Here is a 16,790-nt window from a genome sequence, read left to right as displayed (position 1 = left end):
TTCCGCTCAGAAGTCCATCGACGCCGACAGCATCAGCGTGCGCGGCACGCCCTGGGAAATCGTGCCGTACGACGCCACGCCCGACCAATAGGCGCGGTTGAAGACGTTGACCACATTCGCCCGCAGCGTGATGTCCTTGCCGTAGACCTTGGCGGCATAGCGCGCGCCCAGATCGAACGTGGTCCACGAAGGCACCGACTGCGTGTTGGCCTGATTGATGTACTCGCTGCCGGTGTGCATCATGCTGCCGGTCAAGGTCAGGCCCGCGACCCATGGCGTATCCCATTCCGCGCCCAGGTTGAGCGACACCTTGGGTACGCCCACGGGCCGGTTGCCCACCACGGCGCTATTGCCGGCGCGCGTCAGTTCCGCGTCCAGCAAGGTCACCCCGCCCAGCAGGCGCAGGCCGCGCCATGGTTCGCCGGCCAGGTTCAGTTCCAGACCGCGGTTGCGCTGCTCGCTGTCGGCGCCGTACACGCCGTTGGTCAGCTGGCCGCTGGGCTTGGTGATCTCGAAGGCGCTCAGGGTCAGCATGGCGCCGTCCAGGTCCACCTTCACTCCCACCTCTTTTTGCCTGGCCTTATAGGGCTTGAACACCTGGCCCGCGTTGGACGCGGTGGCCGGCGCCACATCGCCCTTGCTCAGGCCTTCGATGTAGTTGGCGTACAGCGAGACATTGCTCCAGGGCTTGACCACGATGCCCGCCAGCGGCGTGGTCGCGCTCTCGTCATAGCTGACGGTGCGCGCGCCGGTCGTGGCGTTGAAGTTGCGCGATTCGATGCGCTGCTGGCGCACGCCCAGGGTCAGCTGCGCGCGCTCGTCCAGGATGCTGAGCGTATCGGCCAGCGCCAGGCCGGAAAGGTCCGATGACGAAATCTTTGGCACATAGGCAGGCGCTGGAATGTATTGCTCCGGGCGCGTGATCGGATGATAGATGTTGGACGTGAGCGGCGTGCCCAACACGCTGGCCTGCTTGTTCCGGTCGCTGTACAGACTGCCCATGAAGCTGATGGCGTGGCGCACCGGGCCCGTATCCAGCTTGGCGCGCAGCCCCGCGTTGTAGGTGCTGCGGTTGACCTCGAACCGGAAGTTGTTTGGCGTGACCACCGTATCGCCGGCCGCGTTGACGATGGTGGGCGTCTGGTCCGACAGGCGCGAAACATCGGTGTCCGAGCCGCCAGCGTCGGCAAAAACCGTCAGGCGGTCGCTGATGTCGTACTCGACGCGCAGCAGCGCCGATTGGCCATCGGACTTCCACCAGCCCCAGGGCTGGGTGGCGTTGCGCCGTCCGTCCGCCGCATGCGGCACGTCTATGCCGGCGGCCACCAGGAAAGGCCGCGTGGGCGCGTCGATCTTCTCATTCTGCGTCAGCAGGTCCAGCGAGGCGCGCAGCCGTTCGCCCTGGTAGTCCAGCGACAAGGCGCCGATGTCGGTGCGCGAATACAGGTTGTCCAGCGGCGTATCGCCCTGGCGGTGCATGCCGTTGATGCGCACGCCCCATTCGCCATCCTTGCCGAAGCGGCGGCTCAGGTCCGCGCGCGCGCCGAATTGCGAATCGCCCACATAGTCGGCGGACACGCGGCTCAGGTCCTCCGGCAGCGCCCGCTTGGGCACCATGTTGATCACCCCGCCCACGCCGCTATTGGGCGACATGCCGTACAGCAGCGCCGCCGGCCCTTTCAGCACTTCGACCCGTTCGATGTAATCGGTGAAGACGTGATAGTTGGGCGCCACGCCGTAGACCCCGTCAAAGGCGATCTCGCCCAGATTGCCTTCGCCGATGGGAAAGCCGCGGATGTAGAACGAATCGGTCACGCCGCCGATCTGGCCGGTGAAGCGCACCGAAGGTTCAACGTTCAGCGCGTCGGCCAAGGTTACCGCCTGGCGGTTCGCCAACAGCTCCGAGGTGTAGCTGGTGACGTTGAACGGCGTGTCCATCACGTCGCGATTGCCCAGCAGGCCCAGGCGTCCGCCCCTGGCTACCTGGCCGCCCTCGTATTCGGCTGGCAAGGCGAACGGGGTCGCGCTGGCGCCGGCGACGGTGACCGTCGGCAGCACGGTCGCCGATTCATCCTGTCCCGAAGACAGCTTGCGCAGGGAATAGGCGCCGCCGCCCTGCTCCGACAAGGCATAGCCCGACCCCGACAGCAAACGGGAGAAGCCTTCCTTCACGGTATAGGCGCCGTCTAGCCCGTTGCTGCGCAGCCCCGACACCAGCGCCGGATCGAACGACAGCGGCACCCCCGCAGCCGCGGCGAACTGGGCCAGCGCGTCGCCCAGGGGTCCCGCCGGAATCGCGTAGGATTTACGCGCCGCGACGCTGACGGCTTCGGCGGCCGTGGCAGGCGCCGCCGCCCCCGCCGCGGCCAACAGCGCCAGTCCCATGCCGACGGCCCGGGCCACCGCCGCCAGGGGCGGCAAAACGGTTGTTCCACGAGCCGGGCGTGGCGAACGGGAGTTGCGGGAAACCATGAAGCTATCCTTCGTAAGGGTCGGGGTGGCGCGCGGTACGCGCCGGTTCACCCGGTACACCGGACGAAGCAGAAAAAAGTGTCAGCCCATTCGCGATTAGTTTGTAACGCCGGCGCGCGGAGCAACCGTCGTCCAGTACGGCGTGATCCGGCTCACCCTCACGGGCAGGGTTTTTTCCAGCAGCCGCAAGCTGGCATCGATGTCGTTCAAGGGAAAAGCCCCCGACACCCGCAGCCCCGCCACCGCCGGATCGCAGCGCAGCACGCCCCGCCGATACCGCCCCAGTTCATCCACCAGGTCCGCCAGCCGCCAGTTGCGCGCGGCCAGCATGCCCTGCTCCCAGGACGCCGCCGTCGCGTCCACCGCCGCCTGGGGCTGTACCTCGCGCCCATTGAAGACGGTCTGCTGTCCGGCCGGCAGCACCGTGGCGCTGCCTCCTGCCGACATGGGCCGGATCTCCACCGCTCCCTCGAACACCGCCACGCGCACAACGCTCCCTTCGTCGCGCACCATGAAGCGCGTGCCCAGCGCACGGATTGCTCCCTGCGCGGTCTGGACCACAAAGGGCCGCTGCAGCTGCGGCGCATCGCGGCCCGTGGTCAGCAGGATTTCGCCTGCCCGCAGCCATAGCGTGCGCTGTTGCGCGGTGTAGTCGATGTCCACCGCGCTGGCGGTGTTGAGCACCAGCTGCGTGCCGTCGGCCAGTTCCATGCGGCGCTGCTCGCCGGTCGCGGTGCGCGCATCCGCGCTCCATTCCCGCCAGGGCAGCTCGCGTCCGCCCAGCCAGGCCGCAGGCCCCAGCACCAGCAGGCCGGCCAGCGCCCGCAGCGCCTGCCGGCGTCCCGGACGATCCAGCCGCCGCAAGGTATCTCCGGCAATCCTCGGCGGGACCTGCCCGAAGCCGCGCAACATGTCCTCGGCCCGCTGCCAGGCGGCGGCATGCGCAGCGCTGCGTGCGCGCCAGCGGTCGAACGCCTCGCGGTCCGACGGCGACAAGGTCTCGGATTGAAAGCGCACCAGCCAGCCGGCCGCTTCCTTCAGGATGGCGGGATCGATCACAGGTCGGTCTGACTGGCGATCAGGCAAGCGGTCAGCGCCGCCTGCATATGCCGCTTGACGGTGGATAGCGACACGCCCAGGCCCTGCGCGATCGCGTCATAGCCCATGCCCTCGAATTGCGACAGCAGGAAGATCTCGCGGGTTTTGGCGGATAGCTTGCGCAGCGCGGCGTCGATGGCGCCCAGGGTCTCCAGGATCAAGGCGCGGGCCTCCGGCGAAGGCGCTTCCTGCTCGGGCAGTTGCGCGACGGCGGCCAGATAAGCCTCTTCCAGCGCGTGGCGGCGCCAGTGATCCACCACCAGTCCCTTCGCGATATGAGTCAGCAGCGCGCGCGGCTCGGCGCCTGCTTCCGTCCGGCGCCGCCCGGCCATCAAGCGCACGAAGGTATCGTGGGCCAGATCCGCCGCGTCGAAGGAATTGCCCAGCTTCTTGCGCAGCCAGACCGACAGCCAGCCGTGATGGTCACGATAGAGCTTCGCGACGGGATCGGCGGGCGGGGAATCGGGCGTGGGCAAGGCGCACCTGGCAATAGAATGTAAATAGGAACCATTCATATTCTATCGTATGTACGCGCCCGGCCTCGCCCACCTCGGGCGCCATGGCCGCCTACAGCTTGGGCGCGTAGCGCAGCGTCAGCATCACGTTGCGGGGCTCGCCGTAGTAATTGTTGCTGCTGAGCGTGTTGTACGAAGGCACGTAGTACTTCTTGTCGAACACATTGTTGAGGTTCAGCCCGATGCTCAGTTCCGGCGTGGCCTGATAACCCAGCCGCGCATTCCAGATCGAGAATCCGGCCATGGTGAACTTGCGGTCCGAACTGATCGTATGCGTCTGCGTGTTGACGCCGGCGCCCACGCTCAGGCGGTTCAAGGAACCCGGCAGCCTGTAGTTGGCCCACAGGCGCAGCATGTGCTTGGGCGTCCAGGTATTGAAGACCTTGCCCTGGTTGTCGGGGTCGTCCAGATACTTGGTGGTGTTGTAGGTGTAGCCGGCGTACAGCTCCAGGCCCTTGACCACTTCGCCCGAGACCTCGGCCTCCAGGCCCTGACTGCGCACCTTGCCCGCCGCGCGCGAGCAATACCAGCCATCGCACGCAAAGCCGGCGTCGTAGTCGTTGACCGCGCGGTTCTTGTGGTCGTAGCGGAACAGCGCCAACAGCGTATTGACGCGGCCGTCCGCGAGTTCGCCCTTGACGCCGATTTCGTAGTTGTTGCCCTCGATGGGCTTGAGCAGGCTGCCCGCTACGCTGCGCTCGGTCTGCGGTTCGAACACCGTTGTGTAGCTGGCATAGGCCGACCAGTTGTCGCTCAGCGAATACACCAGGCCGGCGTAGGGAATGAAACGTCCCGAGGTGCTGGACGTGGTGGCGCTGCCGCCGCCGCTATAGGTGTAGTCGTACCAGCCGATGCGCCCGCCGCCGATCAGCGCCAGGGATTCAGTGGGCTTGACGCGCCAGGTGCCGTAAATGCCCTTCTGGCGGATGTCGTAGGCGCTGCGCGAGTCATAGCCGCTGGCCTGGGCAATGGTGTCGATGTCCTGCCACGGACGATGGTGGTCGATATCGAAGATATTGCCGCCGTCCTGCCAGACGCGCGTGAATCGGTCCTGCGTGGTCAGCTTGGAATAGTTGGCGCCGACCACGACCTCTTGCTTCATCCCCAGGGCGGTGAAGTCGCCGCTGACCGACATGTCCAGCCCGCGCTGCTTGCTGTGGAAGTCCACGCCGAAATCGCCATAGGACAGCCCGCTGCCGTCCGGCTGCACGGCATCCGCGACGCGCTGATGCACGGTCGTGTTCTTTTCATTCATGGCGACGCCGACCATCTTGAAGCGCCATGCGTCGTTGAAGCGGTGCGCCAGGTCGGCGTAAAAAATGGTCTGGTCGTTCTTCGCCCGGTTCCAGGTCGAACCCGTAAAGGTCGAACGCGGCAGGTCGATATCGCCTCCGTCCGCGTAGCGGGGATAGCCCACGAACATCGGCCGCGAGCGGCTGTAGCGGTTGCTGATCCCGATGCCCACCGTGGTGTCATCGCTAATGTCATAGTCCAGCGCGGCGTACAGGTTGCGCGTCTTTTCCCACACATAGTCGATGTAGGAATGGCTTTGATCTTCATCCAGCACCACGCGGCCGCGCAAGGTGCCCGATTCGTTCAAGGGACTGCCCGCGTCCAACTGCAGGCCGTAGTGATCCCAGGAGCCGGCCTTGGCCGTTACCACCACCGCAGGCTCCGCCCCGCCGCGCTTGCGCACCAGGTTGATCGCACCGCCCGGGCTGCCCGCGCCCTGCAGCAGGCCGGCGGCGCCGCGCAGGATTTCCACGCGGTCGTAGAACACCAGCGAGTCCTGCTCCCAGTTGCCCAGACTGTAGCTGTTGCGCAGCAAGGACACGCCGTCATATTGCAGCAGGTCCACGGGGAAGCCGCGGGCGTTGATCGCTACACCGGATCCCACGCCCTGCACGCCCACCATGCCGGTGGTGTTGTTCACCGCGTCCGGCAGGCTGACCATGTCCTGGTCATCCATGCGCTGCCGGGTCAGCACGGTGATGGATTGCGGAATGTCTTTCAGGGCCTGCGCCGTCTTGCCGATGGTGACGGCCGGCGAAGTGTAGGAGCCCGTGCCATCCGTGGTGGTGGCGTAGCTGCCTGTCACCGTGACCGGCGCCAAGGTCGCGGCCGCCCCCGCCGCCGCCGCTGGTCGCAGGCGGTAGCCGCCCTCGGGGCGGGCCACGGCTTCCAGCCCGGTGCCGGCCAGCAGACGTTGCAGCGCCGTGTCGACAGCATAGGAACCCGTCACGCCTCCCGTTGCCGCGCCCGCCGTCAACGCGGGATCGGACGCCACCATGACGCCGGCCTGCACGCCGAACGCGCCCAGCGCCGCGCCTAGCGGGCCTGCTTCGATACTGAAGGCAACGACGCGCTGTCCGGACGCCGGCGTCTGGGCAAACGCGGCCGCCGGCCACAAGGCGACGGCCATCACGCCAGGCAGGGCGCAGCGCAGCGCGGCGCTCAAGGCCGTGCGCGGCAAGGGAAGGCGGACGAGGGCCGCGGCGCGGACTAGACGAGAAGACATGAATGGGTTCCCTGGCTCATGAAGAATCGGCGCAGCCTGAAGACCGGCTGCATTCTTTACATGAAGCGCGAGATCGGAATATCCGCCGCCGCTGTTACAAAATAGTCCGGCCGCGCACGAATCACGCCAGTCCCACCGTGACCCAGTAGCGGGTATAGCGGCGCACGCGCACCGGCAGGACTTCCTGCAGCATGGCCAGCACCTGGTCGCTGTCCGCCAGCGGAAACGCCCCCACCACGCGCAGGCCGGCCGCCTCGCCCGAACAACTCAAGCGGCCCGGACGATAACGTCCCAGTTCGCGCAGAAAGTCCGATAGCGGCATCTCGTCGGCGATCAGCATTCCGTCCAGCCATGCCGAGCTAGCCGCTTCCAGAGGCCCGGCGGCAAAGCCGCCAGCGGCCGAGAACTCCGCCTGCCCACCGGCCGGCACCCGCCGCGCCGAGTCGTTCGGATCCAGGCCGCGCACGTCCACCGCGCCTTCCAGCACCGCCACCCGGATGCGGCCATCTTCCAGACCGCGCACCACGAAACGCGTGCCCACCGGCGTCAGCACGCCGGCGCGCGTGCGCACCGTGAAAGGCCGGCCCAGCGGATCGCGCCCGGTAGTCACCTGGATCTCGCCTTCCAGCAGGACAAGTTCGCGCCGGCTCGCCGTGTAGCGCAGGTCCACCGCGCTGGCGGTGTTCAGTTCCAGCAGCGTGCCATCCGGCAGCGTCACTGCGCGCCGCTCGCCGGTGCCGGTCCGCATATCTGCCGACAGCGCACGCACGGCGCCGCTTTGGCTCACGCCCCAACCGCCCAGGCCCAGCCCGGCCGCCGACACCATCCAGCGGATGGCGTTGCGGCGCGACTGGATCAACGGCGCTTGCCGTAGCGTGCGCGCGGCCACCTCGCCGCCGGCTCCGGCGACGCCCGCCGCCACATCGCGCGTCAAGGCGTTCAGCCGTTGCCAGGCCAGCTCGTGCGCGGGCTGCGCAAGGCGCCAGTTTTCAAAACGCCTGCGGTCTTCGTCGGTCGCGTCCTCGCGCAGCCGCGACCACCAATCGGCGGCCTGGCGAACGATCTTGGGATCGACGGTTCCCGCTTCCGGCGCATGCGGCCGCAGCAGCTTGGCGTTTTCCATCCGGCCCGGCCTCAACCGTAGACGGCCGTGTAGCAATGCACGAGCGCGCGGGCCAGGGACTTCTGCACGGCGTTGGGCGTCAGGCCCAGCCGCTCGCCGATTTCGGCATAGGACATGCCGTCCACCTGCGCCATCAGGAAGATCCGGCGGCTGTTCATGGGCAGGCTGTCGAGCAGTTCGCAAACCTGTTCCAAGGCTTCCAGGATCAGGGCGCGCGCTTCGACCGAGGGCTCCACCGCCACCGGCTGCAACGCCACCGATTCGGCATAGGCCGCTTCCAGCGCGGCTCGCCTGGCCCGGCCGATCAGCAAGCGCGTGGCGATGGTGCGCAGATAGGCGCGCGGTTCGTTCAGCGGTTCGCGAAGGTCGGCGCGGATCAGCCGTTCAAACGTGTCGTGCGCCACGTCGGCCGCGTCGGACACATTGCCCAGCTTGCGTTGCAGCACGCTGCGCAACCATTGATGGTGAGCCTGATAGACCGATTGCACCTCGGCGCGAGGAGCGAAGGTAGAGGATGGCATGATGGTGCGCCCGGGCGTCGCGGCCAGACGTTCCCACTTAATGAAAATGATTCGCAATTATAATTATCTTCGGCCTCTTTACAAGAACCATGGCTGGAAGCCCGCGGCGGCACGCCGCAAACCGCGCCGGGCCCCCCCCGGCGCGCGCTTCACAATCAGAACTTGGCAGTCAGGTTGACGAACACGCTTCTGGGTTCGCCGTAATAGACCTGGTTGCCGACGCCGCCCAGGTAGTACTTCTTGTCGAACAGATTGTTCAGGTTCATCTGCGCGGACAGGCGTGAATTGAAGTCGTAGCGCGCCATCAGGTTGTAGATCGCGTAGGCCTTCTGCTTGACCGTGACCATGTTGTCGCCAGCGCTGACTTCGGAATAGCTCGACAGTTGCCAGTTGACGCCGCCGCCCACCGTCAGACGGCTCCATTCCCCCGGCAGTCGGTAAGTCGTAAACAACCTGGCCACCGCGCGCGGACGCTCGGGATTGACCGATACGCCCTGCGCGTCGCGGCTGGTGTAGTAGGTGCCGCCGGCATAGGCGTTCCAGCCCTGCGCCAGTTGTCCGCTCACTTCCAGCTCGATGCCCTTGGTGGTGACGCCATCGGCGGTCGTGTAGGCTTGATCCGGCGTGCCTGGCACCAGCTTGTCGCCGTCCAGCACCGCCACCTTGCTTTGCTTGACCTTGAACAGCGCAACGGACGCATTCAACCTGCCGTCCAGGTATTCGCCCTTCAGGCCCACCTCGTAGTTCTGGCCCTGCACCGGGTCCAGATAGTTGCCGCTGCTGTCGCGATTGTCCTGCGGCTGGAAGATGTCGGTATAGCTGGCGTACGCAGAGTAGGTGTCGTTCAGGTCGACCACCAGGCCAGCGTATGGAATGAACTGGGAGTCCTTTTGATCGCGCGTGGGCGACTTCGATTCCCAGGTCGCGTAGCGGCCGCCGGTTATGGCGGTCAGGTTGTCGGTCAACGACCACCGCGCCGCGGCATAGACGCCGCGCTGGTGCGTGACCGTATCGCGCAGGCTGGCCTCGGTCCAGGTCGGCTGCGCGTACGATCCGTCCCACTCGTAGAAGTTGCCGGTGTCCGCCAGCGAAGCGCGGTCGAAACCATAACGGTAGAAGTCCTCGCCGTAGCGGCTGCGCATGGCGCCCACCACCAGTTCATGCTTGCGGCCAAGCAGGCTGAACGGCCCCGTGGCCTGCAGGTCCAGCGAGGTTTGTTGCGCGTAGGAATTCCAGTACCCCGGCAGTGCCGCCAGGCCCGTTCCCGTTGCCTGATCCAGATCGCCGTACAAGTACAGGAGCTTGGCGTCGTACTTGCTTTTACGCTGCGACCAGTCGGCCTTGACTTCCCAATCGTTGGCGAAGCGATGCTCCAGCGTGGCGAACACCGTCTGGTTGGTCGTGTGCCAGTAGGTCCAATCCGCCGCCGTGGTCTTGGAACGCCGCCAGTCGGTCGGCGTGCCGTCGCTGAACACCACGGGCAGGCTGCCCCAGGTGGATCCGCGTGGACGCTTGTCCTGATAATCCGCCCCCACGCTCAGCCGGGTCGATGGCGTCAGATCGGCATCGATGACACCGTAGAACACCTTCTTGTTCGCATGATAAAGGTCGATATAGGAATCGCGCCCCTGATACAGCGCCACCATGCGCGCACGCACGGTGCCTTCCTGGTTCAAGGGCGTGGACATGTCCACCGTGCCCCGGTATTGATTCCACGAACCCGCACCGGCGCTGACCATCCCGGTGAATTCGCGGCTGTTGGCATGTTTGCGCACCAGGTTGATGGAAGCGCCCGGGTTGCCCGCACCGGTCATCAGCCCGGTGGCGCCGCGCACGACTTCGATGCGGTCGTAGATGAACGAATCATTGTCGGATTCGCCATACATCGACAGGCCGATGGTGGTGGGTACGCCGTCGTACTGCAGGCTGTCGATGTAGAAGCCGCGCGACCAGAAATCGGTGCGATCGGTATCTTCGCTGACCACCTGCACGCCAACCACATTGCCCATCACCTCGTCCAGCGAGCGCAGGTTCTGGTCATCGATGCGCTGACGCGTCACGACGCTGACGGACTGCGGGGTTTCGCGCAAGGACAGGGTCAGCCCGGTGGCTGCGGCCGAAGCGGGCGTCGTATAGGAACCTGTGCCTTCGGTCACCGCCGGATTCATGCTGCCCAGCACCGTGACCGGCGCCAGGCTGGCCACGCCGCCATCGCGCGACAGGATGATGCTGTCGCCCTGCCAGCGGTAGGTCACGCCCGAACCCTGCAGCAGGCTGCGCAACGCCTCCTCCGGCTCCAGCCTGCCGCGCAGGCCCTTGCTGCTGACTCCGGCCACCACCTCGGGCGCGTAGAAGACACGCACCTTGGTTTGCGCCGCCCATTGCATCAAGGCATCTCCCAGCGGCTGTGCCGCGATATCGATCGACACGGCAGGTGCCTGGGCCCACGCGCTCGCGGGCGCACCTGCCGTCGCCAGGCTCAAGGCCAACACCAAGGAAGAAAGCATGAAACGGGGAGACGCGCACGCGAAACGCGTGGCCACGGGGAAATGCCGGGCTGCTGGAATAGTCACAAGTACCTGCTGTTCTGTTCGACGATACGGGGAACGTTTCCCGAAATGGAAACGCGGCGGCTGCCGCCTTCCTTCGTAGAACGAATCAGCCCAAGATAAACCTGAATCCCATTCTCATTTATTTTGTAACTGTGGCGCAGGACCTACCTGGCGCTGATGTCGAGGGCGCCGTCCGGTCCCGGCGTCAGCTTTACAGGCGCCACCGCCGGCAAGGCGTCGACCAGGGCTTCAGGGCGATCCAGGCTGAATGACGCCGACACCCGCAAGCGCCCCACCTTGTCGTCCGCCAGCCGCAATGGCGTGGACAAGTAGCGGTTCATATCCCGCACCACCTCGGCCAGCGGCGCGTTCTTGTACACCACCCGCCCTTCGCGCCAGGCGATCGCGCTCTGGACGTCGGTGGGCGCAGGCACGCCGATCGCGCCGCTGCCCGGCACACGGATGCCGTCCCCCCCTCGCAGCACGGCATGGCCCATGTTCCACCAGCGGCCGCCCGACACCTCCACCGTGCCGGACGCCACCAGCACCGCCACCTGCTCTTCATCGCGCCGCACATCGAAGACCGTGCCGGTCACGCGGACCACGCCGCTGCCGGCCCGCACGATGAATGGACGGGCCGCATCGGCACTAACGGTGAACAGGATCTCGCCACGGTCCAGCGCCACTTCCCGCCGTTCCGCATAAAGCCTTACGTCGGCGCGCGTGGCGCCATTGATCTCCAGCATGGAACCATCAGGCAGCGTCACCTGGCGGCGTTCACCGCGTTCCGCGCTGAGCGTTGCGGTGTACGCCGGCACCTCTGCCGGCAGGCTCCACCAAGCCACCAGCGCGGCTGCGCCCAAGGCCGCACAGCCCGCGGCAAAGCGCAGCGCAAGACGGCCCTGGCGCTGCGGCCTGGGTCGCGGCGGGACCTCCCCTCCGAGCAGCGTCCGGACTTGATCGCGGGACAGTCCGGCAGCCGCCCGCCCCAACTGCTGCATGCGGTCGAATTCGCGCGCGGCCTCGGGGTGGTCGCGCCGCCACCGGGCAAAGTCGCGTCGCTGGCGGCGCGTCAGTTCGCCCGAATGCCAGCGGGCGAACCACTGCGCCGCCGTATCGGCCGCAAGCTGCTCGCGGGGGTCAGGGGTGGACGGCATCGTCATGGATTGTGTTCACGCATGCGGTCGCGCACGAATTCGATCGCCCGCATGACGTAGCGTTCGATCATGTTCTTGGACAGGCCCATATGCTGAGCCACCTCGGCCTGCGTCCAGCCTTCGATGCGATTCAGGACGAAGGCTTCACGGCACTTGGGCGGCAATTCTGCCAGGACTTGGGCCAGGTCATCGGCCAGGCGCGACGCGCGCACCGGGGATTCCGGGTCGGTCCAGGCAGGCTGGTCGGCTTCGTCCAGCAGGTCCAGCGGCACATGCTCGGTCCGTTCCTGCCGGCGCCAGCGGTCGATCAAGCGATGCCCGGCAGCCTGGAACAAGTAGCTGCGCGCCTTCAACGCGACGCTGGCGTCCGCCTTCAGCAGGCGTTCGATGGCATCGTGCGCCGCGTCCTCCGCGTCATGCCTGTTGCCGACCCGCCGGCTCCATACCCCAACCAGCTCGTCATAGTAGGCGAGCCAGCCGGTGCGGGGCGGAGGAGAGCGGGACATGAACCGATCGGATAACGAAGGTGGCGACGCCGCGAATTTTACAAATAATTCTCATTATCGCAACTGCGTGCCATGACTCTTGCGAGCTTCCCCGCTCGCCCAGCTAGTAATCCATCGGGATGTGGCTCTGCGCCTCTCGCAGTTCCTGTATGTGGCGTTCGGCCTCTTGCTTCTCGACGGCGGGCGGCAAAGGCCGCCAGCTCACCATGTTGCCCGGCGTTTTCACCGGCATCCAACCCAGCACGCTGTACAGCGTGATGACCGTGCATCCCGTGTCGAACCGCGTTTCGTAGTAGCCCTGCCGATCCGGCTTGGTATCGCCGGACGTCCAATCCAACTGAGACATCCATGTCTCCTCAATCTGAAGCTTGTTGTCCCGCGCACCGGGCGAGCCCCTTGATCGTATAGCGGCCCTTCGCGCCCGTGCTGCCACCTTGCGCCCGCTTTGCAATTCTTGATAGAGGGGAATCCCTGACATTCTGATAGGTGCCGATTGCTAAACCTGGAAAACCGGGGCTAGGATGTAGCAAAATATTCTTACAAACACGGGAGCGGCGATCTTCGCTTGCACGGACTCTGGGGCGAACCGCCATGCCGAAACTGGCCCTGATGCGTTATCCAAAAGATCGGCTGGCCGCGCTGGCGGGCGCCAGCGGCTTGCGCGCCATACGCGAAGGCCTGCTCTGGACCCTGCCCTGCCTGCTGATCACGGCGCTGTTCCTGGTGCTGTCGGTCGTCGCCCGCCAACTGGGGCTGCCCGCCTCCGTGGTGGACCTGCTGACCGGCGTCCACGACAAGCTCTCAGGCATCATGCCGATCCTGGCGGGCACCTCCATCGGCTACATGCTGTCGTTCCGCCACCGCGTGCCGCATCTGCCGACCGCGTTCCTGTGCCTGTCCTACGTGATGATCGCCGAGGGCCTGATGGCGCCCTATCCCCAGGCGGCCGCCACCCTTGTGCTCTTCATCGCCATTGTTTCGCCCCTGCTGACCGTGCCATTGATGGCCTGGCTGCACCGCCGCCGCTGGACCCAACTGGCGCCGGACGGGCTGATCACTGAAAACGTCCGCGACACGCTGAACATGGTCGTGCCCGGCCTGCTGACGGCCAGCCTGGTCGTGCTGGCGCTGTCCGCCGCGCTGCAGATCCCCGCCGTGGCGCAATTCAACATCCCCTTGAGCCTGGCATCGCTGGACAGCCCGTTCACCTCGGGCGCCCTGATGGCGGGATTGAACTCCCTGCTGTGGTTCTTCGGCATACACGGCTACCACGCCCTCGCCCCCCTGATGAGCGTGATGGACCAGGCGGCCATGCTGAACTCCGCCAGCCAGTCCGCCGGCTACGAAGGCATGTATGCCCTGAACAGCACGCTGCTGGGCGCTTTCGTCTTCATCGGCGGCGCGGGCGCGACGCTGTCGCTGGTGGTGGCCATGCTGCTGTTCGCGCGCAGCGAATCCCTGCGCGTGCTGGCGCTGGCCAGCCTGCCGGTGGCGCTCCTGAACGTGAACGAAATCCTGCTGTTCGGCCTGCCCCTGATCCTGAATCCGCGCCTGCTGGTGCCGTTCATCCTGGCGCCGGTGACCAACGCCATCCTCGCGCTGGCCGTGGTGCAGCTAGGCTGGCTGCCCTCCGCGACGACCACCCTGCCCCTGACCTCGCCGGTGCTGTTCAACGCCTATGTCGCCGCTGGCGGCCATCTGGGCGGGGTGGCGCTACAGCTCACGCTGGTGGCGATAGGCGTGTGCCTGTATGCGCCCTATGTGGTCGCGCTGGAACGTCAGCGCCAGGAAAGCGCCACCGTCTACTTCAAATCGCTGGATACCACCTTCACCCGGCTGCAAGAGGAATCGCTGCTGTACGCGCACGATCCGGTGGTGCAGACCTACGCCGACCGCGCGCGCCGCAACGCCGAGAACAGCCGTATTCGCACCATCAGCCAATACGATTTCCATCTGGAATTCCAGCCGCAAGTGTCATTGCGCAGCGGACTGTGCACCGGCTGCGAAGCCCTGTTGCGCGCCACCGGCCCCGACGGCGCGCGGCAGACGCCGGTGGAGTTCCTGCGCTGGCTCGCACAGGCGGACCTGATGCGGGAAGTGGATCTATGGGTGGCCAGGCAGGCCGTGCAGCAATGCCTGCAATGGCGCAAGCGCGACTTCGCCTTGCCGATGACCATCAACGTCACGGCTGGCACGCTGACGTCCGGCGACTACCTGGAAAAGCTGATCAAGGTGCTGGCGCAGGCCAGCGGGCAGATCTCGGTGGAGCTGACCGAAGACGCGCTGGTGGAGGATACCCAGGCGCTGCACACCGCCTTCGACCGCCTGCACGCGATAGGCGCGCGGGTCTACATCGACGACTTCGGCACCGGCTATTCGGCCTTGGGCTATCTGCACCAGTTCGAGATCGACGCGGTCAAGATCGACCGCAGCTTCGTCGTGGCGCAAGACAGCGACAGGGGCGCGCTGGTCCTGAACGGCCTGCTGCGCTTTTGCGAAGCGCTGAACCTGCAGATCGTGGTGGAAGGCGTGGAAACAGACCAGCAGCTGAAGGCGCTGGCATCCCCCGCCGAAATCATCGTGCAGGGGTGGTACTACAGCAAGGCTTTGTCGGGCGACAGTCTCATGGACTACGCGCGCCGGCGGCAGGCTGCGCCGCCGGAGCCTGCGCAGCCCTCGCCCGCCGCGCCTACTTGATGCCGATAAACGGCAGCGCCGAGCCCGGAACCTGCGTGGCCGGCAGCACGCCGTCCCACTTTTCCACCGCGTTCAGGCTCACCAGATTGGTGTTGGCGGCCAGGGCCTCGGCCTTGGCGCGGATCGCGGCCGCTTCGGCGTCGCCGCGCATGCGGATGCCGTCGGCCTCGGCCGTGAACTGCTGGCGGCGCGCGTCGGCTTCCGCCTTGGCCTTGACCACCTGGATCTCGGCCGTGATCATCGCCGTTTCCTTTTGCTGGCGGGTCGTCTCGATCTGCACCTGCGCCAGCATGCGCTGTTCGATCGAGTGTTCATAGGCCTGCGAGAAGCCGACTTCCTCGATCTGCACGCCCACCACCTGCACCGGCGCGCCTTCCATCGTCTTGAGCACGGCCGAGTTCACGTCCTGGCCCAGCTTCTGGCGCTCCTGGATGGCGCGCACCGCGGTGTACTGGCCGAACACGTTCTTCACCGAATCCGGCGTCTTGCGTTCCAGCACGCGCATCTGCAGATTGCTGATGGTGCCGTACTCCGAATACAGCTCGGCCACGTGCTCGGGCGGCACACGGTAGGTCACCGACACGCGCAGCGTGGCCGGCTGCTGGTCATAGCTGTAGGCTTCCAGTTTTTCAAACACGAACGTGTGGTCGCGCACCGACACCGTCATCACGTTGTCGATGAACGGGGTCTTGAAATCCAGGCCCGGTTCCGACACGCGCACCAGCTTGCCGTTGCGCAGCACCACGCCACGCTCGCCCTGATCGACCTGGAACCAGGAATCGAACGCCAGGAACAGGATCAGCACAAACAACACCGCCGTAATCACCGCGATCTTGATACCGCGCGGCTTTACAGCACCAATCGTCTTGACCATCTGGATATCTGTCGGCTTCACTTCGAATCCCTTTCTGATTTTGAACGTTTACGGTCCGAGAGCACGGCGGCGATGCCGCGCGCCAGCAGATAGGCGACCACGGCCGCCCCAACCAAGATCAGGAAATACCTCATCGTGCGTTCCCCCCCGGAAAATAAGCAGGGGATTCTATCGCGAGTGGAAGATCAAATGAATTGTGGCGATTGTTGCGATTGAATCCGCCGGCGAAAGTAGCGCTTGCCCAATGACGGCGCTACGCTAGGCTCCTCTACATAGCAGGAGCCGAAACCATGCGCCGCAAACGTTCGATGATCGTGGCCATCTTTGCCTGTGCCGTCGCGCTCGGTGCGCCGGCGCATGCCGCGCCGCCCGAAGGCAAGGGCAAGCCGGACCATGCCGGCCAGGGCAACGGCAATGGCAAGAACAAGGGCCAACAGAGCCAGGACAACGGCGTCAGCGTCACGCTCAGCACCGCCGGCATCACCGTTTCCACCGCGCGCAGCTACGCCGTGCAGGCGGGCGCTACCGGCTACGGCTCGCTGCCCCCGGGCATACGCAAGAATCTGGCGCGCGGCAAGCCCCTGCCTCCGGGGATCGCCAAGAAGATGGTGCCCGGCCCCATGCTGGCGCGCCTGCCCGTGCATCCCGGATACGAATGGCGCGTCGCGGGCAGCGACCTGATCCTCGTCGCCATCGCCACTGCCGTCGTGGCGGACGTACTCACGGGCGTGTTCAATTAGGCGTAAACGCGCGCCGG

At 66.0% G+C, this 16,790-nt stretch carries 13 protein-coding genes; 2 read left to right on the top strand and 11 right to left on the bottom strand.

Annotated elements, in window-relative coordinates; translation table 11 throughout:
- Nucleotides 1–6 precede the first annotated feature (6 nt).
- From AC3WOB_RS05630 to AC3WOB_RS05585, 10 genes are all read right to left on the bottom strand, one after another.
- A complete protein-coding gene (locus AC3WOB_RS05630; protein ID WP_492274448.1) occupies nucleotides 7–2,472 on the bottom strand; it encodes a TonB-dependent siderophore receptor in 2,466 nt (821 codons plus the stop codon).
- 96 nt (nucleotides 2,473–2,568) lie between these two features.
- On the bottom strand, nucleotides 2,569–3,531 hold the full coding sequence (locus AC3WOB_RS05625; RefSeq protein ID WP_492274447.1) for a FecR domain-containing protein: 963 nt from the start codon (nucleotides 3,529–3,531) through the stop codon (nucleotides 2,569–2,571).
- Nucleotides 3,528–4,046 (bottom strand): sigma-70 family RNA polymerase sigma factor, encoded by a 519-nt coding sequence (locus AC3WOB_RS05620; protein ID WP_492274446.1) that lies wholly within the window; start codon nucleotides 4,044–4,046, stop codon nucleotides 3,528–3,530. Before AC3WOB_RS05620 ends, AC3WOB_RS05625 begins: the two co-directional genes overlap by 4 nt.
- 91 nt (nucleotides 4,047–4,137) lie before the next feature.
- Nucleotides 4,138–6,603: a TonB-dependent siderophore receptor gene (locus AC3WOB_RS05615; RefSeq protein WP_492274445.1), complete on the bottom strand. Its 2,466-nt coding sequence runs from the start codon at nucleotides 6,601–6,603 to the stop codon at nucleotides 4,138–4,140.
- A gap of 121 nt (nucleotides 6,604–6,724) precedes the next feature.
- Nucleotides 6,725–7,726 carry a FecR domain-containing protein gene (locus tag AC3WOB_RS05610; RefSeq protein ID WP_492274444.1) on the bottom strand — a complete coding sequence of 334 codons (1,002 nt, stop codon included), beginning with the start codon at nucleotides 7,724–7,726 and terminating at the stop codon, nucleotides 6,725–6,727.
- Between the two features lie 11 nt (nucleotides 7,727–7,737).
- Nucleotides 7,738–8,247 (bottom strand): sigma-70 family RNA polymerase sigma factor, encoded by a 510-nt coding sequence (locus AC3WOB_RS05605; protein ID WP_013395935.1) that lies wholly within the window; start codon nucleotides 8,245–8,247, stop codon nucleotides 7,738–7,740.
- Between the two features lie 155 nt (nucleotides 8,248–8,402).
- Nucleotides 8,403–10,676, bottom strand: coding sequence for a ferric-rhodotorulic acid/ferric-coprogen receptor FhuE (fhuE, locus tag AC3WOB_RS05600; protein WP_492274443.1), 2,274 nt, complete (start codon nucleotides 10,674–10,676; stop codon nucleotides 8,403–8,405).
- Between the two features lie 287 nt (nucleotides 10,677–10,963).
- Complete coding sequence (locus tag AC3WOB_RS05595; protein ID WP_492274442.1) at nucleotides 10,964–11,962, bottom strand: FecR family protein; 999 nt, start codon at nucleotides 11,960–11,962, stop codon at nucleotides 10,964–10,966.
- Complete coding sequence (locus AC3WOB_RS05590) at nucleotides 11,959–12,462, bottom strand: RNA polymerase sigma factor (RefSeq protein WP_013395938.1); 504 nt, start codon at nucleotides 12,460–12,462, stop codon at nucleotides 11,959–11,961. The genes AC3WOB_RS05595 and AC3WOB_RS05590 overlap by 4 nt, the downstream gene beginning before the upstream one ends.
- 103 nt (nucleotides 12,463–12,565) lie before the next feature.
- Entirely contained in the window at nucleotides 12,566–12,808 is a 243-nt protein-coding gene (locus tag AC3WOB_RS05585; protein ID WP_492274441.1) for a hypothetical protein, read from the bottom strand.
- A gap of 245 nt (nucleotides 12,809–13,053) precedes the next feature.
- Between AC3WOB_RS05585 and AC3WOB_RS05580 the strand changes: the two genes are divergently transcribed.
- Nucleotides 13,054–15,159 carry a PTS sugar transporter subunit IIC/EAL domain-containing protein gene (locus AC3WOB_RS05580; protein WP_013395940.1) on the top strand — a complete coding sequence of 702 codons (2,106 nt, stop codon included), beginning with the start codon at nucleotides 13,054–13,056 and terminating at the stop codon, nucleotides 15,157–15,159.
- Here AC3WOB_RS05580 and AC3WOB_RS05575 read toward each other — a convergent pair.
- Nucleotides 15,152–16,033 (bottom strand): prohibitin family protein, encoded by an 882-nt coding sequence (locus AC3WOB_RS05575; protein ID WP_041654296.1) that lies wholly within the window; start codon nucleotides 16,031–16,033, stop codon nucleotides 15,152–15,154. The two genes, AC3WOB_RS05580 and AC3WOB_RS05575, sit on opposite strands and share 8 nt — an antisense overlap.
- A gap of 290 nt (nucleotides 16,034–16,323) precedes the next feature.
- Here AC3WOB_RS05575 and AC3WOB_RS05570 point away from each other — a divergent pair, with 290 nt between their 5' ends.
- Nucleotides 16,324–16,773, top strand: a complete 450-nt coding sequence (locus AC3WOB_RS05570; RefSeq protein WP_013395943.1) for an anti-virulence regulator CigR family protein — start codon at nucleotides 16,324–16,326, stop codon at nucleotides 16,771–16,773.
- Nucleotides 16,774–16,790: the final 17 nt, after the last annotated feature.

It is taken from the genome of Achromobacter sp. FW305-C-30-7 (assembly GCF_058783105.1).
This window is presented reverse-complemented; position numbering and strand designations above follow the sequence as displayed.